Origin of the sequence: Streptomyces sp. NPDC051940, from assembly GCF_040680895.1 — a bacterium.
GTDB lineage: Bacteria > Actinomycetota > Actinomycetes > Streptomycetales > Streptomycetaceae > Streptomyces.
The window spans coordinates 42,499-66,139 of the sequence record NZ_JBFAXR010000016.1 but is presented as its reverse complement, the minus strand read 5'-3'; the positions used below and the strand labels follow the sequence as shown (position 1 = coordinate 66,139).

22 protein-coding genes are annotated in these 23,641 nt (G+C 71.4%); 19 read left to right on the top strand and 3 right to left on the bottom strand.

All coding sequences use genetic code 11. The annotated features are described in order from the left end of the window. Positions 1 to 26: 26 nt before the first annotated feature. Genes AB0M28_RS09825 through AB0M28_RS09770 form a run of 12 tightly spaced genes read left to right on the top strand, consistent with a single transcriptional unit; the run spans position 27 to position 12,781 of the window. Positions 27 to 1,433: a hypothetical protein gene (locus AB0M28_RS09825; protein WP_365400576.1), complete on the top strand. Its 1,407-nt coding sequence runs from the start codon at positions 27 to 29 to the stop codon at positions 1,431 to 1,433. Next, complete coding sequence (locus AB0M28_RS09820) at positions 1,430 to 2,692, top strand: type III PLP-dependent enzyme (RefSeq protein ID WP_365400573.1); 1,263 nt, start codon at positions 1,430 to 1,432, stop codon at positions 2,690 to 2,692. The genes AB0M28_RS09825 and AB0M28_RS09820 overlap by 4 nt, the downstream gene beginning before the upstream one ends. Before the next feature lie 48 nt (positions 2,693 to 2,740). Then, positions 2,741 to 3,010 carry an acyl carrier protein gene (locus AB0M28_RS09815; RefSeq protein WP_365400570.1) on the top strand — a complete coding sequence of 90 codons (270 nt, stop codon included), beginning with the start codon at positions 2,741 to 2,743 and terminating at the stop codon, positions 3,008 to 3,010. Between the two features lie 4 nt (positions 3,011 to 3,014). Beyond that, positions 3,015 to 3,764 (top strand): hypothetical protein, encoded by a 750-nt coding sequence (locus tag AB0M28_RS09810; RefSeq protein ID WP_365400567.1) that lies wholly within the window; start codon positions 3,015 to 3,017, stop codon positions 3,762 to 3,764. Continuing rightward, positions 3,761 to 4,378 carry a hypothetical protein gene (locus AB0M28_RS09805; protein WP_365400564.1) on the top strand — a complete coding sequence of 206 codons (618 nt, stop codon included), beginning with the start codon at positions 3,761 to 3,763 and terminating at the stop codon, positions 4,376 to 4,378. The genes AB0M28_RS09810 and AB0M28_RS09805 overlap by 4 nt, the downstream gene beginning before the upstream one ends. After that, complete coding sequence (locus AB0M28_RS09800; protein ID WP_365400561.1) at positions 4,375 to 5,535, top strand: acyl-CoA dehydrogenase; 1,161 nt, start codon at positions 4,375 to 4,377, stop codon at positions 5,533 to 5,535. The genes AB0M28_RS09805 and AB0M28_RS09800 overlap by 4 nt, the downstream gene beginning before the upstream one ends. Beyond that, complete coding sequence (locus AB0M28_RS09795; protein ID WP_365400558.1) at positions 5,528 to 6,865, top strand: MATE family efflux transporter; 1,338 nt, start codon at positions 5,528 to 5,530, stop codon at positions 6,863 to 6,865. The genes AB0M28_RS09800 and AB0M28_RS09795 overlap by 8 nt, the downstream gene beginning before the upstream one ends. Next, positions 6,866 to 7,546: a 4'-phosphopantetheinyl transferase superfamily protein gene (locus AB0M28_RS09790; RefSeq protein ID WP_365400555.1), complete on the top strand. Its 681-nt coding sequence runs from the start codon at positions 6,866 to 6,868 to the stop codon at positions 7,544 to 7,546. It begins immediately after the preceding gene. Further along, a complete protein-coding gene (locus AB0M28_RS09785; protein ID WP_365400552.1) occupies positions 7,531 to 8,919 on the top strand; it encodes a condensation domain-containing protein in 1,389 nt (462 codons plus the stop codon). Before AB0M28_RS09790 ends, AB0M28_RS09785 begins: the two co-directional genes overlap by 16 nt. Then, positions 8,916 to 10,556 (top strand): hypothetical protein, encoded by a 1,641-nt coding sequence (locus AB0M28_RS09780; protein WP_365400550.1) that lies wholly within the window; start codon positions 8,916 to 8,918, stop codon positions 10,554 to 10,556. The genes AB0M28_RS09785 and AB0M28_RS09780 overlap by 4 nt, the downstream gene beginning before the upstream one ends. A 39-nt stretch (positions 10,557 to 10,595) precedes the next feature. After that, positions 10,596 to 11,870 (top strand): PIG-L deacetylase family protein, encoded by a 1,275-nt coding sequence (locus AB0M28_RS09775; RefSeq protein WP_365400547.1) that lies wholly within the window; start codon positions 10,596 to 10,598, stop codon positions 11,868 to 11,870. A gap of 2 nt (positions 11,871 to 11,872) precedes the next feature. After that, positions 11,873 to 12,781, top strand: coding sequence for a formyltransferase family protein (locus AB0M28_RS09770; protein ID WP_365400544.1), 909 nt, complete (start codon positions 11,873 to 11,875; stop codon positions 12,779 to 12,781). Here the strand turns inward: AB0M28_RS09770 and AB0M28_RS09765 are convergent. Further along, on the bottom strand, positions 12,771 to 13,112 hold the full coding sequence (locus AB0M28_RS09765) for an L-rhamnose mutarotase (protein ID WP_365400541.1): 342 nt from the start codon (positions 13,110 to 13,112) through the stop codon (positions 12,771 to 12,773). The two genes, AB0M28_RS09770 and AB0M28_RS09765, sit on opposite strands and share 11 nt — an antisense overlap. A gap of 111 nt (positions 13,113 to 13,223) precedes the next feature. On the opposite strand from AB0M28_RS09765, the gene AB0M28_RS09760 reads away from it, so the two are divergent. Beyond that, positions 13,224 to 14,243 (top strand): WGR domain-containing protein, encoded by a 1,020-nt coding sequence (locus AB0M28_RS09760; RefSeq protein ID WP_365400538.1) that lies wholly within the window; start codon positions 13,224 to 13,226, stop codon positions 14,241 to 14,243. A gap of 49 nt (positions 14,244 to 14,292) precedes the next feature. Here AB0M28_RS09760 and AB0M28_RS09755 read toward each other — a convergent pair whose 3' ends face one another. Then, the gene (locus tag AB0M28_RS09755) at positions 14,293 to 15,306 is read right to left on the bottom strand and encodes a LacI family DNA-binding transcriptional regulator (protein WP_365400535.1); all 1,014 of its coding nucleotides are present in this window, start codon (positions 15,304 to 15,306) and stop codon (positions 14,293 to 14,295) included. A gap of 306 nt (positions 15,307 to 15,612) precedes the next feature. Between AB0M28_RS09755 and AB0M28_RS09750 the strand changes: the two genes are divergently transcribed. From AB0M28_RS09750 to AB0M28_RS09730, 5 genes are all read left to right on the top strand, one after another. Next, the gene (locus tag AB0M28_RS09750; protein WP_365400532.1) at positions 15,613 to 16,908 is read left to right on the top strand and encodes an extracellular solute-binding protein; all 1,296 of its coding nucleotides are present in this window, start codon (positions 15,613 to 15,615) and stop codon (positions 16,906 to 16,908) included. A 120-nt stretch (positions 16,909 to 17,028) separates the two neighbouring features. Next, positions 17,029 to 17,967 carry a sugar ABC transporter permease gene (locus AB0M28_RS09745; protein ID WP_365400529.1) on the top strand — a complete coding sequence of 313 codons (939 nt, stop codon included), beginning with the start codon at positions 17,029 to 17,031 and terminating at the stop codon, positions 17,965 to 17,967. Between the two features lie 26 nt (positions 17,968 to 17,993). Further along, positions 17,994 to 18,908 (top strand): carbohydrate ABC transporter permease, encoded by a 915-nt coding sequence (locus AB0M28_RS09740; RefSeq protein WP_365400526.1) that lies wholly within the window; start codon positions 17,994 to 17,996, stop codon positions 18,906 to 18,908. A 49-nt stretch (positions 18,909 to 18,957) separates the two neighbouring features. Next, positions 18,958 to 20,613 carry a glycoside hydrolase family 13 protein gene (locus tag AB0M28_RS09735; RefSeq protein WP_365400524.1) on the top strand — a complete coding sequence of 552 codons (1,656 nt, stop codon included), beginning with the start codon at positions 18,958 to 18,960 and terminating at the stop codon, positions 20,611 to 20,613. Positions 20,614 to 20,728: 115 nt separating this feature from the next. Then, positions 20,729 to 21,367: a class I SAM-dependent methyltransferase gene (locus AB0M28_RS09730; protein WP_365400521.1), complete on the top strand. Its 639-nt coding sequence runs from the start codon at positions 20,729 to 20,731 to the stop codon at positions 21,365 to 21,367. Positions 21,368 to 21,391: 24 nt separating this feature from the next. Here AB0M28_RS09730 and AB0M28_RS09725 read toward each other — a convergent pair whose 3' ends face one another. Beyond that, positions 21,392 to 22,255 (bottom strand): winged helix-turn-helix transcriptional regulator, encoded by an 864-nt coding sequence (locus AB0M28_RS09725; protein ID WP_365400518.1) that lies wholly within the window; start codon positions 22,253 to 22,255, stop codon positions 21,392 to 21,394. A 124-nt stretch (positions 22,256 to 22,379) separates the two neighbouring features. On the opposite strand from AB0M28_RS09725, the gene AB0M28_RS09720 reads away from it, so the two are divergent. Then, a complete protein-coding gene (locus AB0M28_RS09720) occupies positions 22,380 to 23,606 on the top strand; it encodes an MFS transporter (RefSeq protein ID WP_365400515.1) in 1,227 nt (408 codons plus the stop codon). Positions 23,607 to 23,641 lie beyond the last annotated feature (35 nt).

The window sequence follows — 23,641 nt, the reverse complement described above, 5'->3', positions numbered from 1 at the left end:
AAGCACTGGGCACTGGGAGGGATGAGATGACCGACATCCGGTCGCTGGATTTCATGAGCGGCGTCAGACTCGGCTGTACCGGCGACATGTCGACTCCGCTGGTGCTCCTCGGCAACGTCGAGGTCGAGCGGGAATGGGCGCACGGCGAGAGCGGTGTGCCCACCGTGGGCGACAACGCGCCCTCCGCCGTGGTGGCCCGGATGGACGAGCTGGCGCTGCTGCTGGGCGGTGTGGACGACCACGTGATCCTGAAGACCGCACCGGATCCGGGGTATCTGGACTACCTGCGCGGCCTCGGCCTTGCTCTTCCGCAGGTCGAGGTGACCGACCAGTGCCGTCCGGCGGTCACCGTGACCCACGAGGCGCTCGACTCGGAGCAGTTGATCAAGCGCCTGCGGGCCTTGGAGGGGGCTCCCCGGCTGCTTCCGCACGGCATGTCGGAGGCGGAGGAGGAGCTCTGCCGACGTGCAGGGCTTGAGCCGGCCCTTCCGTCCGCCGCTGTGTCCAAGCGGGTCAACAGCAAGATCTACAGCCGCCGTGCGGCCGCCGAGCTCGGCATCCCACTGGCGGAGGGCTGGGAGTGCGAGTCGGTCGCCGCGTTCGAGGCGGCCTTGGAGAAGGCCGCCGCGCATCTGGCGGAGGGGCGGACTGTCGGGGTCAAGGACGCGTACGGGGTCTCCGGGAAGGGGATCGTCGTCGCGGACCGGGTGCGGCGCCTCGAACAGCTGACGCGGATGATCCGCAGACGGGCCGAGCGGACCGGCGACGACCGGCTGTCCGTGGTCGTCGAGGTCTGGGCCGACAAGGCCGCCGACCTCAACTACCACTTCACGGTGGGCCGGGACGGCTCGGTGCGGTTCGACTTCGTCAAGGAGGCGCTGACCGACGGCGGTGTGCACAAGGGGCACCGCTTCCCGGCGCGGCTCACGCCGGAGCAGGTGGCGGAGATCGAGGACACCGCCCACCGGATCGGCGGGAGGCTGGCCGAGGACGGCTATCACGGGCCGGTCGGAGTCGACGCGATCGTGTGCGGGGACGGGTCCCTGCTGCCGCTGCTGGAGATCAATGCCCGTAACAACATGTCGACTTATCAGACCCGGGTGCAGGAGACCTGCGTCCCGGCCGGCTCGGTGATGGTGGCCCGGCAGTACGACCTGCGGATGCCCGCACCGGTCGGGTTCGCGCGCCTGGCCGACGCGCTGGGCGACGCCCTGTTCCGCCGCGAGACGGGCCGCGGCGCCCTCGTCAACAACTACGCCACAGTCAACGCCGGTTTCGCGGCCACGGACGCGCCGGCCACTGACAAGCCGGCCACGGACACGCCGGCCGACGGCCGGTTCTACCTCATGCTCGTCGCCGCCGTCCAGGCCGAAGTCGACGCCCTGGACGCCACGGTGGCCGACCGCCTCGCCGAGTTCGGAGAACCACGATGATCCATGCCACGCACATCCAGGGGATCCCCTTGTCCGCGCTGGCCGAGGAGTACGGCACTCCGCTGTACCTCTACGACGGCGACCGGCTGCGCGAGCAGTACCAGGGCCTGCGCGACCGGCTCCACCCGGCCATCCGGATCTTCTACTCCCTCAAGGCCAACCCCAATCTGGCGATCACCCAGTCGCTGCTGGAGCTGGGCGCCGGGCTGGAGCTGTCGTCCATGGCGGAGTTGGCGACGGCGCAGCGCGCGGGCGCCGGGGGCGAGAGCCTGCTGTTCCTCGGTCCGGGCAAGAGCCGCGACGAGATCGCCGCCAGCCTCAAGGCCGGTGCCTGCCTGATCGCCGAGTCGCTGCCGGAACTCGACGTCATCGACGAAGAGGCCCGGCACCAGGGGGTGACCGCCGAGGTGCTGCTGCGGGTCAACCCGGCCTTCGAGCTCAAGGGCGGCGGGCTGACCATGGGCGGCAAGCCGCGGCAGTTCGGCATCGACGAGGAGACCCTGCTGGCCCTCGAACCGGCCGCGCTGCAGTACGGCAGTCTGCGGGTGCGCGGCGTGCAGGCGTACATGGGCACCCGGATCCTCGACGAGGCCGCCATCGTCGCGAACACCCGCGGCATCTTCGACCTCGCCGAACGTCTCTCCGCGAAGCTCGGCTTCGAGCTGGCGACCGTCGACGTCGGCGGCGGCCTGGGGGTGGCGTACCACTCCAAGGAACGCGACCTCGACGTCGCGGTACTCACGGACGGCCTCAACCCGGTCATCGATGCCTTCCACACCGAACACCCGGACACCCGGCTGGTCATGGAACTCGGCCGGTTCCTCGCCGCCCCGGCCGGCCTCTACGTCACCCGGGTCCGCTACACCAAGGAGTCCCGCGGCGAACGGTTCGCGATCTGCGACGGCGGCACCAACCACCACATGGCCGCCGTCGGCATCGGCTCGCCCTTCCGCCGCAACTTCCCGATGTACCGCGTCGGGTCGACGGCCCACGACGCACCGGTCGCCTGGAACGTCACCGGCCCGCTGTGCACCCCCAACGACACCCTCGGCAAAGCCGTCGAGCTGCCGCCGGCACTGGCGGCCGGCGACCTGATCGGCGTGACCCGGTCGGGTGCCTACGGGCCGACGGCATCGCCGGTGCTCTTCCTCAGCCACGGCTACCCCGCCGAAGTCCTTGTCCGTGAAGGTCGCGCGCACCTCGTCCGGCGCCGCGACACCGTCGACGACCTGCTGGACCGCCAGTCCGGTCTGACCTGATCCCTCCGCCCCCCCACCAGTCCCACCACATACCCGGGAGACACGAACATGACCACATCCGTGGAAGAACGACGGTCAGACCTGCAGGCCCTGGTCATCAAGGCGCTGGAAGGCGTCCTGGGCAAGGACCTCAGCCAGGCCACCGCGGAGACCAAGCTCTTCGAGGAGCTCGGCCTGGACTCCACCAGCGTCCTCGAACTGCTGATGACGCTCGAGGACGACCACGGCATCGAGGTCGACCCCGAGCAACTGGAGCCGGAGCACCTGCAGACCGTGGGCGCCGTCTGCGACTTCATCGCAGCGTCCCAGGAGGTCTGACCCGATGCCGGTCCTGCTGGAGCGTGTCGCGCACGTCCCGGCGCCCCCGCCGGGATACGGCGGTACGACGCCCGCCGACCTGCACGAGCACGCGCTCGACCTGGAAGTCCTGTACGGCCCGCACAAGGACCTCGACTGGCTGGAGCTCGGCGAGCGCGTCTCCTACGCGGACCTCGCCGAGGCCGCCGCCGGGCAGCTCGGCGAGGACAGCGGTGTGGACATGGTGGTGACGGTCACCCCGGTCCCGGACTGCCAGGCCCGGCTGCTGCCGGGAGCCCTGCTGGCCGTCCGGCTGGGCGGTATGCCACTGGTCCTGGGCGTCAACGACCAGGGCGCGGCGGGACCGTTCACCGCGCTGCGACTGGCGGCGACCCATCTCACCTCCGGCCAGGTCCGGCGGGCGGCCGTCGTACTGATGGAGCAGTCCACGCACCCGCCGGAGGCGTCGTACACCCCGCCCCCGCGGGCCGGTGCCGTCGTCCTCGTGCTCGGCACCGAATCGGGCCGGCCCGTGGACGGCCTGTCGATCCGCCGCATCCCCCCGGCCGAGCGGCGCCCCGTGCCGCGGGCCGGCTATCTGCAGCCGTGGTACGAGCTCGCGCGGCGGCACGCCGAGCAGCCCGAGACCGAGCTCGCCGTCGCCGACCGCGACGACGGGCTCGGCTACGACTGCCGGGTCCGGTTCACCGCTGCCGGAGCCGCGCACGCAGCGGACCGGCTCGTACCCGCACTCACCCTGGAGGCCCGGCCATGACCACCGAACCCCTCGCCGCCGCACCGGTGGTGGACATCGAACTAGGGCTCCGCGTCCGCGCTCTGGCCCGCGACACCGGCCCTGCGGCGGCCCTGGCGGAGCTGCACTCGGCGCTCGGCGCGGGGTGGGGACCCGGCGGCCATACGCTGCTGCCCCGCAGCGCACCGGATCCGTCGGATGCCGTCCTGCTGCTCACCCTGGCCGTCGACTCCGGTGACGTGGGCGTATGGCTCGACGAGCGGGAGCGGGACGGGGATGCCGGGCCCTGGAGCCTCGGCGTCGCCTGGATCCGGGTCGGCCTGGCCGAGCGGCTGCTGCGGCTCGCCACCGCCTACGTCTCGGGCCGCAAGCGGGGCAGCCAGCCGCTGTCCTCCGTGTCGGCGGTGGGCGTCATGATCGGCGACGCCGCCGGCAATCTCGCCGAGGCGAACCTGCTCCTCGAACACGACGGCGAGGCGGGCCTGCCGCGGGCGATCACCGCGGTGGCGGACGCGCAGCGCACCAGCCTCCGGATGCTCGGCGCCTCCGGATTCCTCGACGAGGAGCCCGGCCGGCTGGGCCGGGCCATCGACCTGCTCGGCGACATCTTCCACACCTCGGAGGTGGGCTCATGACGTCCTACGCGATACCCGAGCCGGACCGTCTCCGCGCGGCGGTGGGGGACTACGCCCGCTCCTTCCGTTCCACCGCGCTCGAGATGGACAGGCCCGAGTCCGACCCGAAGACACTGAACCCGGTCGTCAGCGACGCCTACAACCAGCTCTTCCTGTCGCTGCCGCCCGAGTACAACCAGGACCCGCTGATGGTCGACGGCAACCCCAGCTATCTGTACAGCTGCGTGGAGCGGGCCGTGGTCTACGAGGAGCTCGCCTGGGGCGACGCGGCACTGCTGATCTCGGCCCCGGGCCCGTCCCTCTCCGGCGTCGTCACCGAGCAGCTCGCCGACCCCGTCCAGCTGGAGCGCTACTACACCCGCCTCGCCAAGGGCCCCACCTGGACCTTCTTCGCGGTCACCGAACCCCAGGCCGGCTCCGACGCCACCAACATGAGCAACGCGGTGGTGGAGGTCGACGGCGGCAAGGTGATGCGGGGCCGCAAGAAGTACGTCGGCAACGCGGCGCGCGCCGACCTCGGGGTCGCCTTCGCCCGCGTCAAGCCGGGACCCCTCGGCATCGTCGCCGTGGCCGTCGACCCGAGCAGGCCGGGCTACCACGCCACGCCGATCGCCACCCTCGGCATGCGGGCCTTCGGGCTCACCGAGATCCACTTCGACGATATGCCGGTCGAGGAGGACGACATCCTCGGCAAGCACCTCTCACCCACCCGGCGCGGCATGGCCGGCGCGATGCGCACCTTCTGCCTGGCGCGGCCCATCGTGGCCGCGATGGCCCTCGGCGTCGCGAAGGCGACCTTGGACTACGCCGAGGAACACCGCCGGGAGCTGCGCGGCGAAGAGCGCACGGCGCTGGAGAAGCTGCGGCAGCGGCACCTCGGGGCGCGGCACCTGACCCTGACCGCCGCCGCCCGCGCCGACAACGACCCGAGCGACGGCACGATGTCCTCCGCCGCCAAGTTCAAGGCGGCGGAACTGGTGCTGGAATGTGCCGAGTTCGCCCTGCGGCTGTTCGGTCCCGGTGCCCGCTTCGAGCACCCCCTCCTGGACAAGCTGCACCGCGACGCCCGGGCCTTCGAGTTCATGGAGGGCGCGGGGAACATGCAGCGGCTCAACCTCGCGCAGGGGTACATGAAGAGGCGCATCCTCAATGACTGACGTCAAGGACCAGAGCACGCCTGCCGCACCCCTGGACCTCGGTCCGCGGGTGCGGCGGCTGGCCTTCCCGATCTTCCTCGGTGTGATCACCGGATTCAGCGCGCAGTTCGCGATCGCCGCCCTGCTCGGGCATATGGGGGACGACGCGCTGTACGTCCGGGCGCTGTTCATCCCGATCGGCTTCGTCTTCCTCGCCGTGGAGGAAGGCATCGAGATCAGCAGCCAGGTCATCGCCGCCCGGCAGAAGGGCGCCGACGACAGCGTGCTGCCGCCGATCTTCCGCATCGGCGGCATCGCGCTCGGCTGCTTCGCCGTACTGGCCGGGCTCGTCGCGGTGTTCGCCCCGCAGATGGCGGACACCCTGGAGGTCAGTGCCGACTCCACCGACACCTTCGTGCTGTTCGCGAGGCTCCTCGCGGCGTCCTTCATGCTCGCCGTGCTCAACTCGGTGGTCGCGGGCACGCTGCGCGGCTGGGGTCTGGCGCGCTCCGCCTCGTCCATCACGATCGCCGTCGCGGTCACCCAGGTACTCGGCGTGTGGCTGCTCGGGTACTACACGGAGCTCGGCGTGTACGCCGTGCCGGTGTCCGTGGCGGGCGCCTCGGTGATCACCTTGGCCACGGGCCTGTACCTGCTGACCCGGGCCGGGATGCTGCGCAGGACGGGGCCGGCCGCCGAGCCGTTCGCGCAGACGGTGCACATGCTGCTCACCGTCGGTGTCCCGGTCGCCATCGCCTTCGGTCTGGTCAGCGCCATGAACTACACCTCGCTGTGGGTGCTCTCGGACTTCGGCGCGGACGCCGTCGCCGGCTACGGCGGAGCGCAGGCCATCCAGGTGCTCAGCATGGCGCCCGGCATCGCCCTGGGTTCGGCCGTGGCCATCAACATGAACCAGAGCCTCGGCGCGGGGGAGCCGCAGCTGCTGCGGCCGTTCGTCCGGGTGGGGGTCCGCTACATCCTCACCGTCAACGCGGTCACCGCCGTGGCGGTCTTCGCGCTGGCGGGACCGCTCGGCAGCCTCATGAGCGACGACGCCGGAACGTCCTCGTACGCCACCGACTACCTGACGATCGTCGGCCCCAGCTGGCTGGCCTTCGGGGTGATCAACATGATCACCATGACGCTGCAGCAGGTCAGGAGCGGCCACATCACGATCGCCACCGACCTGACGTATCTGGCCGCGGTCAATGTCGGGGGCGGGCTGATCGCCCGCGCCATGGACGAGCCGAAGGCGTACTTCGCCGCACTGGCGATCGGCAACGTGGTCATCGCGAGCCTGCTGCTCGTCACGGCCTGGCACCGCTTCGGGCGGCTGGCGGAGACGAGCTAGATGGACACGTCCACGATCTCCGTGTGGGACATCGATCTGGCGCCGGAGGCGCCGGACGCGAGCCTCTACGGCCTGCTCACGGCCGAGGAGCGGGACCGGGCGGCCCGGCTGGCCGACCCGGCCCGCCGCTCCGCCCTGCTCCGCTCGCACGCCGCCGTGCGCGGGCTGCTCGCCGGGTACGTCGGTGTGCCCGCCGGAAGGATCAGCTGGACGACGGGCCCGCACGGCAAACCGGCCCTGACCGCCGGCGGCTGCGAGTGGAACCTGTCCCGCTCGGGGACCCGCGCGCTGCTCGCCGTCACCGCAAGCTCGGCGGTCGGCGTCGACATCCAGACCGAACATCCGCACGGCGACCCGGCGGCGCTGGCCCGGCGGTTCTTCGCCGCCGCCGAGGCGGACCGGATCGAGGCCGCGCCCGACAGCAGGACCCGGGTGTCGCGGCTGTGTCGGCTGCTGTCCCGCAAGGAGGCCTGGGCCAAGGCCGCAGGCGGCCGACTGCTGCAGTTCCTGCGCCGGGACGCCCGCGGGCCGGCGCCGAAACAGTGGAACGGAGACGACTATTTCCTCGCCGACCTATCGGTCGGTCCCGGCTTCGCCGCCGCGATCGCCACGAGTGGACGTACCCCCGACCCCGTCGACTACCACACCTGCGACTGGAGGGACTTGTGCGCACTGAGCTGAGCAGCGTGTCCGGCCACACCGCGCGCGTCGTCCCGGTCCCGATCACCGGGGCTCCGACCGGTGAGGGTCCCGTGACCTGGGGGCAGTGGGCGATCCGGGCCGCGATGCTCGACATGGAGCCCGACGACCACGGCACGAACATCAGGGTGCTGCACCCCATCGCCCCCGCGGTCGCCCCCAAGACCGCCCTGACCGCCGTACGCGGACTGCTGAGCGTCTACGACTCGCTGCGCACCCGCATCGTCATCGGCGACGACAAGACCATGCGCCAGCACCTCGACAGCGAAGGGACGCACGACGTCTGCGTGTTCGAGGCCGAGGACGCCGACGCGGCCGACGCCCTGGCCCGGCAGATCGAGAAGCAGTGGCACGCGGTCAGCTTCGCCTACGACCGGGAATGGCCGATCCGCACCGCACTGATCCAGGTGGACGGCCGGATCGTGCACGCGGTCATGGTCCTGTCGCACATCGCCTCGGACGCGCTCGGCCTCTCGCTGGTCCACCGGACCTTCGCCGCTCTGCTGGACGGCGCGGATCCCGCGGTGCTGCGCAAGGACAGCCCGGGGTTCCAGCCGCTGGCCGAGGCCGCCTACCAGGCGTCGGAGAAGGGCCGGAAGCGCGACGAGGCGGCCCGGCGGCACTGGCGGCAGGCCCTGCGCGACTGCCCTGAGCGGCTGTTCGAACGCCGCGAGGGCGCCGCACCGGAGTTCCGGCAGGCGGTGCTCGCCTCACCGCCGCTGCCCGCCGCGCTGGAGGTGCTCAGCGACCGCTGGCAGGTCCCCTCCTCGGCGATCCTGCTCGCCGCCGCCTCCACCGTGATGGCCCGGCAGTCCGGGAGCGACCGCTGTGTCCTGCAGGTCATGGTGAGCAACCGGTTCCTGCCGCATCTGCGGGAGACGGTCAGCCCGATCACTCTCGAAGGGCTGTTCATCGTGGATGTGGGCGAGGACGGCTTCGAGGCCGTTGCCCGGCGTGCGGCCCGGTCGGCGATGAAGACCTACTACCACGCCTACTACGACAAGGCCGTACTCAACGAGGACCTGCGGAAGGACGCCGGTGAGCGTGGCGCGGGCGCGGATCTCACCTGCTGGTACAACGACCTCCGGGACATGACCGCGCGGACCCGGACGACCGACGTACGCGAACACCAGGCGGGTCGGGTGACGGAGTCCTTCATCGAGTGGGGGGAGAGGCTGGGCGCCCAGTCGCAGACCTCGCTGGCCTGGCACATGTACAGCAGCGCGCATCTGATGCCCCTGACGCTCACCGTGGACACGAGCCTGATCGACGAGGCGGCCACGGAGGCGATGCTGTACGGATTCGAGTCCCTGATCGTCGACGCGGCGGCGGCAACGACGGCGGTGACGCCATGACGTACGAACTGAGCACGGTCATCATGTACCACCCGTCGCGGCGGGCCGGCGTCGACCGCATCGCGCAGGAGTGCCTGCCGCTGCGCGCGCGCCTGGTCGAGGACCCCGAACCGGACGGGATCCCGAGCCCGTTGCGCACCGCGAAGGTGGCGTGGGGGGCGGTCGCCGAGGGGGCCACCCACCATGTGGTCCTCCAGGACGACGTCCATCTGCACGACGGCTTCGCCGACCACGTCCACGCCCTGATCGAACGGTATCCGGGCAGCGCCATCGCGCTCGGCGTGCTCTGGGTGTCGCCGTACAACTCCTACCGGGTCAGACAGGCCGCCGTGCAGGGGCACCCCGTCGTGCGGCTCGCGCCCTGGGAGTGGGTGCCGTCGCTGGGGCTCGTCCTGCCCGCCGACACCGCCCGGGAGCTGGCCGCCTTCCTGCGCACCTTCCCCGATGTCACCCGCGACGACGACGAGCACATCGCGGTGTTCTGCGCCCAGCGGAACATCCCGGTCGTGGCCCCGGTGCCCCATCTGCTGGACCACAGCACCCGGCCGAGCGTCGCCGGCAACGACCACCACGGCATCAGGCTGGCCGTCTCCTACGTCAACCGGCCCATGGACACCGGCTACTGGAGCGGACCGGAGCTCGAGGACCCCGGGGTGTACGACGGGCTCGGCTACGCGGTCGAGCTGGTGGAGTCCCGCTGCAACATCCGGATGCGCCGCAGCGAGGTACGAGAGGCGGCGGAGCAGCCGTTCACCTGGCCGTGGCGGCCGTGGTCGCGGCTGCTCGGCGTCACGGAGGAGTCGATAGCCGAGGCCGCCCCGCCGGCCCCCGAGGTCCTGGACGCGCCGCTGGCGGGGGAGGTGTGGGCGGCGGGGTTCCTCCTGGGGGCATGCTCCCCGGGGTTCCTCCCGGGAACATGCTCCCCCGGCGGTGCCGACCAGCCGCCCGCTCACCGGGACCTGAGTGCCGCCACCCGTACCGAGGCGCTGCGCTCGTGGATCACGGCCGGGCTACGGCGGGAGGACCAGGCACGGCTCGGACCGGACGGATGCGGGACGGCGGTCTCCTGGTGCGGGCATGCCGTCGAGGCAGGACGCCGCTTCGCCGGGGCGCGCGCCCTGGTCGAGCGGATGGCCCGGCGCGAAGCCGCGCGGCTGCTGCGTCCCGCCCCGGAGGAGCTGCCGGACATCCGGCTGGAGACGCGCGGTTGTGCCCGGCACGCCGACGCCGACCCGGCGCGCCGCCTTCCCTATCGCTGGCTGGGCGAGCACCTGAGCGAGACCTCCGGCAACACGACGCTGGTCGCGCTGGCCTGCGAGCGACTCGAACCTAGGGCACTGGTGGCCCTGGCCGAGCTGGTGACCGGCGGCTGGAAGGGCACCGTCGAGACACGCGCCGCGACCGCGGCACGGCTGCGCGAGGAAGGGCTGCCCTGGGAGTCGGTACTGAAGGAGGTGGACGCCGCGGAGCAGCGGTTCGAGACCGGTGACCAGGAGGTGGTGACGCTGCCCGCGTCCTGCCGCTCGGACGGCGGTGTGTCCGGCTGGCTGTCGCCGCACGCCGACCGGGAGCTCTCGGCCTGGGGCCGGCACTACCAGGACACGCTGACGCGGCACGTGCGTGACGCCGGTTTGTAGACCGGTCGGGGTCGGGGTCGGAGTGGGACAGGAGGCAGCATGACTGTGGTTGACCTGACTCGTCGTGATGCCCGCCTGCGGATTCTGGCCGTCGGTGCGCATCCCGACGACATCGAGCTCGGTGCCGGGGCGCTGATGGCGAAGGCCGGGGAGCTCGACCACCGGGTGTCGCTGCTGATCCTCACCGACGAGGACGGCTGCGGACCGCAGCGGCGCCGCGAATCGGTGCGGGCCGCGGCGGAGCTCGGGGTCGATCCCGGTGACGTCGTCTTCGCCGGATTCCGGGACGGCGGGCTGCGTGCCGACGGCGATTCCGTCAGACGGGTCAGGGACTTGATGCGCCGGCATCGCATCCGCCCCGACGTGGTCGTCACCCATACCCTGGCCGACAGCCACAACGACCATGTGGAAGCCCATCGGATCGCGCACGCGGCGTTCCGGAACACCGCGTTTCTCCACTACTCGATACACATCTCCTCCGAAATCGACCGGTTCTCGCCGCGGGTCTTCATCCGGCTCACTCCGGAACGGCTCGGTGTGAAGGACCGGGCGCTGGGCTGCTTCCCTTCGCAGCAGACCCGGATCAGCCGGCTGGACCTGGCGAAGTACGAGGCCAAACTGGGGCAGCTGGCCCGGATGGACCGGGCCGAGGGCTTCGAGGTCGGCATCCAGTACGGAACCCAGGACGCGCTGCTGAGGACCATCGGCCTCAGCGATTCCGCGTTCCATCGGTTCTGGGAGCCGGTCGTCGCAGACGGCAGGATCACCCTCCTGTACGAGGCGGTGTGCTGCCAGGGTCCGCAAGCGCTGATCCATCGCAATTCCGCCCAGGACATGCTCCGTCAGTCGTTCATCGACTGCTGGCCGCCGCCGTATCCGCTGCGGGAGCACTACGCGAACACGGACGAGGCGCTTGTCATCGCGGCGGGCGGCAGCATCGTCACCACCGGAAGCGCCGAATCCAACCAGATCGCACGGAAGTTGCGTCAGTCGGGAAGAGTGGCCTGGGACGTGGCGGACGGTGGTCTGCGCGACCTGGCGACGGGCCGGCGCCACCCGGGGCACGTGGGATATCTCGCCCGTATCGAGAGCCCGTTCCAGCACGGCGCCTTAGCCGTCACCACGGCGGGCGCCACGGAGTTCGCGTCCCGGACCGGCGTGGAGCTGCTCGCCGATCCCGGCTCGTGCCCCGAGCTGGCCGATGTCTTCGACCGCGAGCTCATCGCCCAGGTCGCGTACTCGGTCGACGTCGCGACGGGGGCACTCGAGGTCCTGGACGTACAGCACGGCACCGTTTTCCCGAAAGGACCCTGAAGTTGAGCACACGTCTGGTTCTGGTCTCCGGCCACACCTTCGGCCGACGGGCGTACGAGGGAGTCTTCGCGTCCGCGCCGTATCTCGAAGGGCGGATCGAGGTCCCGCTGGTGATCGGACTGCCGGGGGAGAAGACCGCGTCGACGGTGGGGTACTCCTCGATCGCGGACCTGGCGCGGGAGCAGGGAGCGGACTTCATCACCGCGGCCGACGGCTCACTGCGCTCCCTCGCCGCCACCATCCGCGCGCGGGAGCCGCACTACCTGCTGGTCGTCGGCTGGTCCCGGCTCGTGCACCCGGAGGTCCTGCGCATCCCCGCCGCCCTGCACGGCGCCGAGGGCGCCGGCTGCATCGGCATGCACCCGACACGGCTGCCGCTGGGCCGGGGCCAGGCCCCGATCCCGTGGACCATCATCAAGGGGCTGGAGTCCACGGCCCTGTCGGTGTTCTTCCTGGAGGCGGAGGCGGACACCGGCCCGGTCATCGCCCAGCACGACCTGCCGGTGCGGCCCCGCGAAACCTCCGCGTCCCTCTTCTACCGGGTCGCGCAGACCCACTTCACCGCCGGCCACGACCTGGCGGAGGCGCTGGCCACGCGGACCGTGCGCGGCACGGTGCAGAGCGAGGAGTCCGCCTCGCGCTGGCCCAGGCGTCGCCCGGCGGACGGCCGGATCGACCACACGATGCCGTACGCCGGGATCGACGCCCTGGTACGCGCGCTGCTCGGCCCCTACCCCCGGGCGTTCGCGGTGGTGGGCGGCCAGGAGTACCCGGTGGTCTCGGCCCGCCTGATCCCGGCCGCCGACCACGACCCGAAGCTCGCGGAGGTCCTCCCGGACCGGGTGCGGTTCGGCTGCCCGGAGGGGATAGCGGAGCTGGTACGGGAGGTGCCGGGGCCGGTCACTCCATGAAGAACACCGACGGCAACGCCAGCCACTGCTCCCCGTCCGGCGTGTCCGGCAGCCGCTCCTGGCACGGGTCGGTGAGCTTCCACCACTCCTGCGTCACGGGATCCGCGGCGATCGCGGCCATGTCGGCCTCGTAGTCCGTGCCGCTGTACTCGAAGTAGCTGAACAGCAGGTCCCCGTGGAGGAAGATCGAGTAGTTCCCGACATGGCTCGCCCGCAGCCGCTCCAGCACGCCCTCCCACGGCTCCGCGTGCAGCGCCAGGTACTGCTCGCGCTTCTCCGGAAGCAGCCGGATCACCGAGCCGAACCTGCGTACGGTGGGCTGGTCGCTCACGTCTGTCGTCCCTTTCGCCGGCGGCGTACCTGTGCAGGGGGAGTCTCCGAGCTGGGCGATCATGTGTCAATGCCGTCGAGGGGCGGGGGACCGAGCGTGGCAGGGGGCGTGATGGCGCAGACGCGGTATTTCGAGAAGGACAGCGCCGGTGTCGTGCGGTTCTGGCAGATCCGCCACGTCGGCATCCGCTGCCACATGGCCTGGGGACGGGTGGGCGGCGTGTCCAAGGGGCTGACCATGACGCTCGACGATGAGGCACACGCCGCGCGGCACTTCGCGAAGAAGGTCAGCGAGAAGCTGCGGCAGGGATACGTCGAGGTCACCCCTGTCGCCGAGCCGGCGAAGGTCGCGGCCGACCTCCCCCTGCTCGACGTCATGCGGGCGCAGGAGGAGAAGCGCTACGCGGGCGCCTGGGACTTCCACTGGTCGGGCTACGAGCCGGTCCCCGGGTACGCGGGGACGTATGCGAAGTTCCACGACTTCACGGGCGGACCCGGCCCCTTCTACGACTACCTCGTCCTGAGCGAGGACGAGCGCCGGGGTCTGGAATTCGTGGTCAAGAGGCCCGGCCACGACCCGGCCGTCATCGCGGCCTTCCTCGACTTCGTCCGCCCCCGCCTCGGGCTGGTCTTCGACGGCCGGTCCCACCACAAGGTGCGGCTGCCGTCCCCCATCGGCCAGTTCGACCACGTGCTGTTCTGCGCCCCCTCGCTGAACCACGACCGCTACGGCGGCCGGCTCGGCAAGGCCCTCCCGGTCCTCGACTGCGAGATCGCCGACGAGGACACCGAGGTGCTGGTCGCGGCGCGGCTCCAGGGCCGCGACGCGATGCCCTCGACCACCTGGGACCGCAAGCCCTGTCCCGTGATCGACCTGACCTTCGACCTGCGGAGCCTGGGCGGCTTCGCGGAGCTGGGCGGCACGCTGTCCGTACGGGAGAAGAAGTTCAAGGTCTACCCGCGCACGACGGTGGAACGGGTACTGCGGCTGCTGGCGGAGGCGCAGCCGGACAGCTGGCTGCGGATCCGCAACTACCGGCGTGACGTCCTGACGCTCACGCCGCCCGACCTCACGCCGGAGACGGCCGCCCGGGTCGACGGGTTCCTGCGCGGCGACTCAGCCGCGCTCTGACAGGCCGGCTGGGCCTGGCGCGCACCCGGCAAGATCCGAAAGGCAGACCCTACGCCCGCACCGCCGTCGTCGACCCCCGCACCACCAGTTCCGGCAGGAACACGAACTCGCTGTGCGGCGCCGGTGTGCCGCCGATCTCCTCCAGCAGGGCCCTTACCGCCGCCTGGCCCATGGACGTGACCGGCTGGCGGATCGTCGTGAGCGGCGGGTCGGTGAAGGCGATCAGCGGGGAGTCGTCGAAGCCGACCACCGAGACCTCCTCCGGGACCGACAGGCCCCGCTGGCGGGCCGCCCGTATGGCGCCGAGCGCCATCATGTCGCTCGCGCAGACGATCGCCGTGCAGCCGCGGTCCAGCAGCGCGGAGGCCGCCGCCTGCCCGCCCTCCAGCGAGTACAGCGAGTGCTGGATCAGCTCCCGCGCCTCGCCCTCCGGTACGGACAGCAGCTCGCGCATCGAGGTCAGGAACCCCTCCGTCTTGCGCTGCACCGGGACGAACCGCACCGGCCCGAGCGCGAGCCCTATGCGGCGGTGGCCCAGCGATGCAAGATGTGTCAGCGCGAGTTTCATCGCCGCGCGGTCGTCGGGTGAGACGAAGGGTGCCTTCACCTGCTCGGAGAAGCCGTTGATCAGCACGAACGGCACACCCTGGCCGCGCAGCCGTTCGTAGCGGCCCATGTCCGCGGAGGTGTCGGCGTGCAGGCCCGAGACGAAGATGATCCCGTCGACGCCGTGGTCGACGAGCATCTCGGTCAGCTCGTCCTCGGTGGATCCGCCGGGCGACTGGGTCGCCAGCACCGGGGTGTATCCCTGGCGGGTCAGCGCCTCGCCGATGACCTGGGCGAAGGCCGGGAAGATCGGGTTCTCCAGCTCCGGGATGATCAGGCCGATCAGGCCCGCGCTGCGCTGCCGCAGCCGTACGGGGCGCTCGTACCCGAGCACGTCGAGCGCGGCCAGCACCGACTGGCGGGTGGCCGCCGCGACCCCCGGCTTGCCGTTGAGCACCCGGCTGACCGTGGCCGCGCTGACACCCGCCTGGGTGGCGATATCGGCAAGTCCCGTCATGCGGCGATCCTTCTTCCCCGTCGTACTGGCGGAGGCACCGTAACAGCCTTGCAAGGCTTTGCGGTAGTCCTTGCAGATGTGGCCCAGGCCGCCTCACCCCAGACGCTGCGGGCCATCGGGGCGGTAGCGCAGGCCACCGCCCCTACGCTGCGCGGACGCGGAGCGGCAACGTGCAGGACACGCGAAGGTAACGATCGATCCGCCTTGCAGAAATCGTCTGCAAAGCCTTTCGCGCACCTTGCAGAACTGTTAGCTTCCTCCGCGACCGGCGCCGCGAAGGAGCGGTTCCCCTCAGAAGGAGTTCACATGCGACGTGGCATACCCCGACGGGTAGTGACCGCCACCGCCCTTGTCGCAACCCTTGCGCTCGCGGCGACGGCCTGCGGTGATGACGGCGACAGCGGCGACGACAAGGCCAGCGGTCCCGTCACCATCACCTGGTGGGACACCTCGAACGCCACGAACGAAGCCCCGACCTACAAGGCCCTGATCGAGGAGTTCCAGACGGCGAACCCGAACATCAAGGTCAAGTACGTCAACGTCCCCTTCGACCAGGCGCAGGACAAGTTCCAGACCGCCGCCGGCTCCAAGGGCGCCCCGGACGTGCTGCGCGCCGAGGTCGGCTGGACCCCCGGCTTCGCCAAGTCGCAGTTCCTCGCCCCGCTGGACGGCACCGCCGCCCTGGACAAGCAGGACGACATCACCCCGTCCCTGCTGAAGCAGGCCCAGTACGAGGGCAAGACCTACGGCGCTCCCATCGTCACCGACACGCTCGGCCTGATGTGGAACAAGGAGCTGCTGAAGAAGGCCGGCCACGACGCGCCCCCGACCACCTGGGACGAGCTGAAGCAGGTCGCCAAGGACGTCAAGTCCAAGGCCGGCGTCGACGGCTTCTGGCTGAACAACGCCACCTACTACGAGCTGCCCTTCCTCTACGGCGAGGGCACCGACATGGTGGACGCGGCCGGCAAGAAGATCACGATCAACTCGCCCGAGGCCGTCAAGGGCGTGGACGTCTCCAAGGACATCCTGGCCTCGGACGGCGTCGCCAAGCTCGACGTGACCGCCGACGCGTACGCGCACATGATGGACGCGTTCAACAACGGCAAGGTCGCGATGATCGTCCAGGGTCCCTGGGAGCTGACGAACGTCTTCAAGGGCGCCGCCTTCGCCGACAAGGCGAACCTGGGCGTCGCGAACGTCCCGGCCGGCTCCAGCGGCAAGTCGGGCGCCCCGACCGGCGGCCACAACCTCTCCGTCTACGCCGGTTCCTCGAAGGAGAAGCAGGAGGCCGCGTTCAAGTTCGTCGGCTTCATGACCTCCGGTGAGACCCAGGCCAAGATCGCCGTGAAGAACGGCACCCTGCCGACCCGCACCTCCGCCTACACCGCCGAGGTCACCGCGACCCCGGGTGTCGCCGACTTCCAGAAGGTGCTGGCCGAGTCCGCGCAGCCGCGGCCGGAGCTCGCCGAGTACAGCTCGCTGCTCGGTGACGACTTCGGGCAGAACCTGACGAAGATCCTCCAGGGCAAGACCAGCACCCAGGACGGTCTGAACACCATCGCCGAGAAGTTCAAGAAGCTCGTCCCCGACTTCTCGTAACACCCGTGAGGACCGCCGCGGCCGGCGACTAGGCCGCGGCGGTCCCGCCGTACGTCCGGCGCCGCCCGGCGTGCGGAGCCGTACCCGATCCACCAGGCCCAGCCCCCGAAGGTGACCTAAGTGATCAGCCGAATCAAGCAGTCCTACAACCGCCATTGGTATGCCTATGCCATGGTGGCGCCGGTCGTGGCCGTGCTCGGCCTGCTGGTCGCCTATCCGCTGGGCCGCGGCATCTACCTCTCCCTCACCGACGCCAACAGCGACAACGTCGGCCGCACCATCGGCGTCAACAAGATCCCCGACTCCTTCGAGTTCGTCGGCCTCGACCACTACGTCGACATCCTCACCGGCAGCGATTCCTCGGAGTTCTGGACGCAGTTCGTCTGGACGCTGTTCTGGACGGTCGCGTGCGTCGCCCTGCACTACGGCATCGGTCTCGCCCTCGCCACGCTCCTCAACCGCGAGCTGCGCGGACGCACCTTCTACCGGCTGGCGCTGATCATGCCGTGGGCGGTGCCCACCTTCGTCACGGTGTTCGCCTGGCGGCTGATCCTGGCCGACGACGGCGGCATCCTGAACTCCGCGCTGGGCTGGGCCGGACTGCCCGAACCCGCCTGGCTGAGCGAGCCGTTCTGGCAGCGCTTCGCCGCCATCATGGTCAACACCTGGTGCGGTGTGCCGTTCATGATGCTCTCGCTGCTCGGCGGACTGCAGTCCATACCGAGCGAGCTGTACGAGGCCGCCGAGACCGACGGCGCCACCCCCTGGCAGCGTTTCCGCCACGTCACCCTGCCGGGCCTGCGCTCCATCAGCAGCACGGTGATCATGCTGGGGTTCATCTGGACCTTCAACCAGTTCATCATCATCTTCCTGCTCTTCGGCAACTCCGCCCCGGACGCGCAGATCCTCGTCACCTTCGCCTACGAGCTGGGCTTCGACCGGCAGCCGCGTGACTACGCCGGCTCGGCCGCGTACGGCGTGATCATCCTGTCGATGCTGATCGTGCTGGTGTCCTTCTACCGGCGCTGGCTGGCCCGCAACGAGCAGGCCGCGGCCTGATGACGAACGAGAGGACTGCCACCGCCATGACCACCACCACCGCCGGCGGCACCGCCGCACCGCAGGCCGCCGCCCCCGCCGAGGCCGGGCCCGCCCCCCGCACGCTGCGCCGCGGCGAGCGCGGCCGCGGCGCCTCACTCGCGCTGCACGCCACGCTGATCGTCGCCAGCTTCATCGCCGTCTTCCCCGTCATCTGGATCGCCTGGGTCTCGCTCGGCCCGGACAAGATGGACTTCCTGCACGCCGGCGACATCGCCGGGAAGATGACCCTGGACAACTACACCAAGGTGCTCGGCGACACCGAGTTCCTCAACTGGATGCTCAACTCGCTGGTCGTGGGCATCGGCACCTGCGTGCTGGGCCTGTTCGTCTCCGCCAGCGCGGGCTACGCCGTCTCCCGGATGCGCTTCCCCGGCCACCGGCAGCTGATGTGGACCTTCCTGGTCACCCAGATGTTCCCCATCGCGATCCTGATCGTCCCGATCTACAACCTCGCGGCGAGCCTGGACCTGCTGGACACGTACTGGGTGCTGATCCTGGCGAACTGCACCACGGCGTTCCCGTACTGCGCGTGGCTGATGAAGGGCTACTTCGACACGATCCCGGTGGAGATCGACGAGGCGGGCCGGGTGGACGGCCTGAGCCCCTTCGGCACCTTCTACCGGCTGGTCCTGCCGCTCGCGCGGCCGGGTCTGGCGGTGGCGGCGTTCTACACTTTCCTCACCGCCTGGGGCGAGTTCGCCTTCGCCTCCGTACTCATGCTCAGTGAGGACAAGTACACCCTGCCCATCGGACTCGCCACCTTCGTCAGTGAACACGACCAGCAGTGGAACCTGATGGCCGCCACCGGCGTGCTCATCGCCATCCCCGCGGCCGCCTTCTTCTACCTGGTCCAGCGGCACCTGGTCACCGGTCTCACCGCAGGCGCGGCCAAGTCCTGACGCCCCCGCGGCTCCCATCCCCCGTACGCACTTTCCAAGGGATCGACGTATGACGCAGCACACCGCCCTGCCCGAAACCGTGGGCGAGGCCCGCGCCACCGGCTGGTGGCGTGACGCCGTGATCTACCAGGTGTACCCGCGCAGCTTCGCGGACGCCGACGGCGACGGCATGGGCGATCTGGAGGGCATCCGCAGCCGGCTGCCGTACCTCGCCGAGCTCGGCGTGGACGCCGTCTGGCTGAGCCCCTTCTACGCCTCCCCGCAGGCCGACGCCGGCTACGACGTCGCCGACTACCGGGCGATCGACCCCATGTTCGGCACCCTGCTGGACGCCGACGCCCTGATCCGCGACGCCCACGAGCTGGGCCTGCGCATCATCGTCGACCTGGTGCCGAACCACTCCTCCGACCAGCACGAGTGGTTCCAGCGCGCGCTGCGCGAGGGGCCGGGCTCGCCGGCCCGCGCCCGCTACCACTTCCGGCCGGGCAAGGGCGCGGACGGCTCCCAGCCCCCGAACGACTGGGAGTCCATCTTCGGCGGTCCCGCCTGGACCCGCGTCGAGGACGGCGAGTGGTACCTCCACCTCTTCGCCCCCGAGCAGCCCGACTTCAACTGGGAACACCCGGCCGTCGCCGACGAGTTCCGCTCGATCCTGCGCTTCTGGCTCGACATGGGCGTCGACGGCTTCCGCGTCGACGTCGCCCACGGCCTGGTGAAGGCCGAGGGCCTGCCGGACCTCGGCGGCGCCGACCAGCTGAAGCTGCTGGGCAGCGATGCGATGCCCTTCTTCGACCAGGACGGCGTCCACGACGTCTACCGCAGCTGGCGCAAGATCCTCGAGGAGTACGACGGCGACCGCATCGCCGTCGCGGAGGCGTGGACGCCGACGGTGGAGCGCACCGCCAACTACGTCCGCCCCGACGAGCTGCACCAGGCGTTCAACTTCCAGTACCTGGGCACCCACTGGGACGCGGCGGAGCTGCGCTCCGTCATCGACAACTCCCTGGAGGCCATGCGACCCGTCGGCGCCCCCGCCACCTGGGTGCTGTCCAACCACGACGTGACCCGGCACGCCACCCGCTTCGCCCACGACCAGCACCTGGGCACGCAGATCCGCGACGCCGGCGACCGCGCGCTGGGCCTGCGCCGCGCCCGCGCCGCCACCCTGCTGATGCTGGCGCTGCCCGGCTCGGCGTACGTCTACCAGGGCGAGGAGCTGGGCCTGCCCGACGTCACCGACCTGCCCGACGAGGTGCGCCAGGACCCGGCGTACTTCCGCGGCGCCGGCCAGGACGGCTTCCGCGACGGCTGCCGGGTGCCGATCCCGTGGACCACCGGCGGTACGTCGTACGGCTTCGGGCCCGGGGGCAGCTGGCTGCCCCAGCCGGAGGTGTGGGGCTCGCTCAGCGTCGAGGCGCAGACCGGCGACCCGGACTCCACGCTGGAGCTGTACCGCCGCGCCCTGGCCACCCGCCGCGAGCACCCGGACCTGGGCGCCGGCGAGTCGGTGGCCTGGGTGGACGCGCCGGAGGGCGTTCTGGTGCTGCGGCGCGGCGCGTTCGTCTGCACGGCGAACGTGACCGGCGAGCCGGTCCGCATCCCCGCCCCGGCCGGCCGGGTGCTGCTCGCCAGCGGCGAGACCCCGGCGGTGAGCGGGGGCGAGGCGGTGCTGGCGCCCGACACCACGGTGTGGTGGTCGGAGTGACCCGCCGCTGACGGAAGACCCGGGCGCCCCCACACCGACCTGCTGCGTGGGGGCGCCCGCTGTTGTGCCGCGGTGCGTCGGGTACCGCGTGGGCCGTGCCCTAGGCTGCGCTCGTATGACTGATTCTGGCCGGCAGACCGGCTACTGGGACGGCGTCGGCGCGACGAAGACGTTCACCCACCCCCTGAACCCCGCCTGGCTGGCGGAGCTGGATCCGGACGCCCGGATCCTGGACTACGGCTGCGGATACGGCCGCCTGACGGCGGAGTTGGGCGACCTGGGCTTCACGGACGTGTCGGGCGTGGACGTGTCCCGCCCGCTGATCGAGCGCGGGCGCGCCCTCCACCCGGGCCTCGGCCTCGCGGTCCTGGAATCCCCGCCGTCGATGCCCGGCGAGGCGTCGGCCTTCGACGCCGTGCTGCTGTTCGCGGTGCTGACGTGCGTCCCGGACGACGCCGACCAGCGGGCGCTCATCGCGGAACTGCACCGCGTCCTGGCTCCCGGCGGCCTCCTGTACGTCAGCGACCTCCTCCTCCAGGACGACGCCCGCAACCGCGCCCGGTACGCCGCGGACCCGGGCGCCGTCCACGGCGTGTTCACCACGGAGGACGGCGCCCGCTGCCGCCATCACGAACTCGCCGCCCTGCGCGCTCTCCTGGCGGACTTCGACCTGGAGGGCGAAGACCGCGTCGAGGTCGCGACGATGAACGGGCACCGGTCGCGGGGGGTGCAGCTGCTGGCCCGTAAGCGGTGACCCGGCCCAGCCCGACGCCATGCGTCAGCTCCGGGCCGCCGCCAGCGCCGCGTCCACGCTTCCCGCGATGTCCGTCACCGGGTACAGGACCTCGCGCACCGTCCGGTCCCCGTCCACCACCAGCGTCAGGCGCTTCAGGCGCGTCGTCCCCGCCGCGCGGAACGTCGGGAGGCGCAGGGCCGCCGTGAGGTCCAGGGCGGCGTCGGACAACAGGGGGAAGTCCAGGTTCTGTGCCTGGGCGAACGCACGCTGCTCGTCCGGGCGTTGCGTCGAGACGCCCCGTACCGTCACACCCGCCGCCGCGAAGTCCGCCCCGCGGTCGCGGAACGTGCACGACTCCAGCGTGCAGCCCGGTGCGCCCGGGATGCCCGACCAGCCGGGCGGATACGACTCGGGGCGGGCGTAGGCGCCCGGGAAGAAGTACAGGACGGTCGCCCCGGCCGCCGGGTCGTGCTCCTCGCCGTCCGAGCCGGGCAGGCTCAGGTGCGGGACGCGCGTGCCCTTCAGGCCGTGCACCCGGGCGGCCTCGCGGGACGCCTCGCCGGCCGTCGCCGTCGGCGAGCCGTCGCCGAGCACCCACGCGTCGCCCCAGTCCTGCAGCGCCACCAGCACCGGGAGCAGCCCCCGGCCGCGCGGCGTCAGGCGGTACGCGAACCGCGGCGGGCGCTCCTGGTACGGCTCGCGGCTCAGCACCCCCGCGTCGACCAGCATCCGCAGCCGCTCCGTCAGCACCCGCCGGGACAGCCCCAACTCCCGCTGCAGCTCGTCGAACCGGCTCAGCCCCCGTGCGGCGTCGCGCACGATCAGCAGCGTCCACCAGTCCCCGACCACGTCCAGCGCCTGGGCGATGGCGCAGTCGGCGTCCTCCAGGCTGGTCCGGCCCGGCATGGCGGCTCCTCTGGCTTCTCCTGGGCGGTGGTTGACGTTCCGGAGCACAGGATGCCAGAGTCAGTTCCGAAATGGAACTGACTGGCGGCGAGCGTGGTGGCTCACGCCATGGGAGGGGTGGGGGATGCGCGCGCTGCGCGACGTGCCGCGGACCGTGTGGCTGCTGGCCGGGGGGAACTTCTTCAACAACGTGGTGGCGTTCACCTTCGTCTACCTCTTCGTCCACCTCACCGCCGAACGCGGCCTCTCCGTCACCCGGGCCGGCCTGATCAGCGGCATCGCCGGCGTCGGCCAGGTCGCCGGGAACTTCACCGGCGGCTGGTTCGGCGACCGCTTCGGGCACCGCCGCGTCATGCTCACCGGCGCGGTCGTCGCCGGTGCCGGGCTGATCGCACTGCCCGCGACGCCCGTCGCGCTGCTGTACGCCGTGCTGCCGGTCGCCCAGTACGCGCAGGGCGTCGTCCGCGCCGGCAACGCCTCGCTCGTCGCGGTGACCGTGCAGGAGGGCGGCCGCCGGCAGGCGTTCGCGGTGATGCGCTTCGCGGCGAACGCGGGCTTCACGGTCGGCCCGCCGACGGGCGCGCTGCTCGCGGCGCACTACTCGTACGGCTGGCTCTTCGTGGTCAACGGCATCGGGACGCTGCTCTTCGCCTGTTACGCCGCGAAGGTGCTCCCCGCGCGTGGTGCCGCCGCCGCTCCGGCGGCCACCGGAGGGCCCGGACTGTGGAGCGCGCTGCGGGCGCGTCCCGCGGTGCTCGTGATGCTCGCGGCCGTGCTGGTCACGGACACGGTCTACCGCCAGCAGTACTCCACGCTCCCCGTCTTCCTCACCGACCACGGCGTCGACCCCTCGGTGTACGGCTGGCTGCTCGCGATCAACGGCGGCGTGATCCTCTGCCTCGAACTCCCGGCCTCCTTCGCCCTGCGCCGCCACGCCCCCCTGCGGGTCATCGGCCTCGGGCTGGCGCTGGTCGGCCTCGGCTACGCGCTCCTCGTCGGCGGCGCGGCGATCCCGCTGGCGGTGGGGATGATGCTGCTGCTCAGCGCGGGGGAGATCCTCTACAAGACCCCGGCGATGGCGTACGTCGCGGACCAGTCACCCGCCCACACCCAGGGCCGTTTCCAGAGCCTGTACGCGGGAGTCTCGGTGAGCGGGGTGGTCCTGGCACCGCCACTGGGGGCGACGGTCTACGACACGGCGCCATCGCTGCTGTGGCCCCTGTGCGCGGTCCTGGCGTGCGCGGCGGGTGTGGCGGTGCTCGTCGCGTCGCGTCGCCCGGCCCCGCGCCGCGCCTCCGCCGCGGGGGTAGCGGCCGCGCCGACGGCGTCGGTCGGCGGTCGTCGGGGGTGAGGCCGGGGCCCCGACCGGGTGGCGTGTACCGTCCA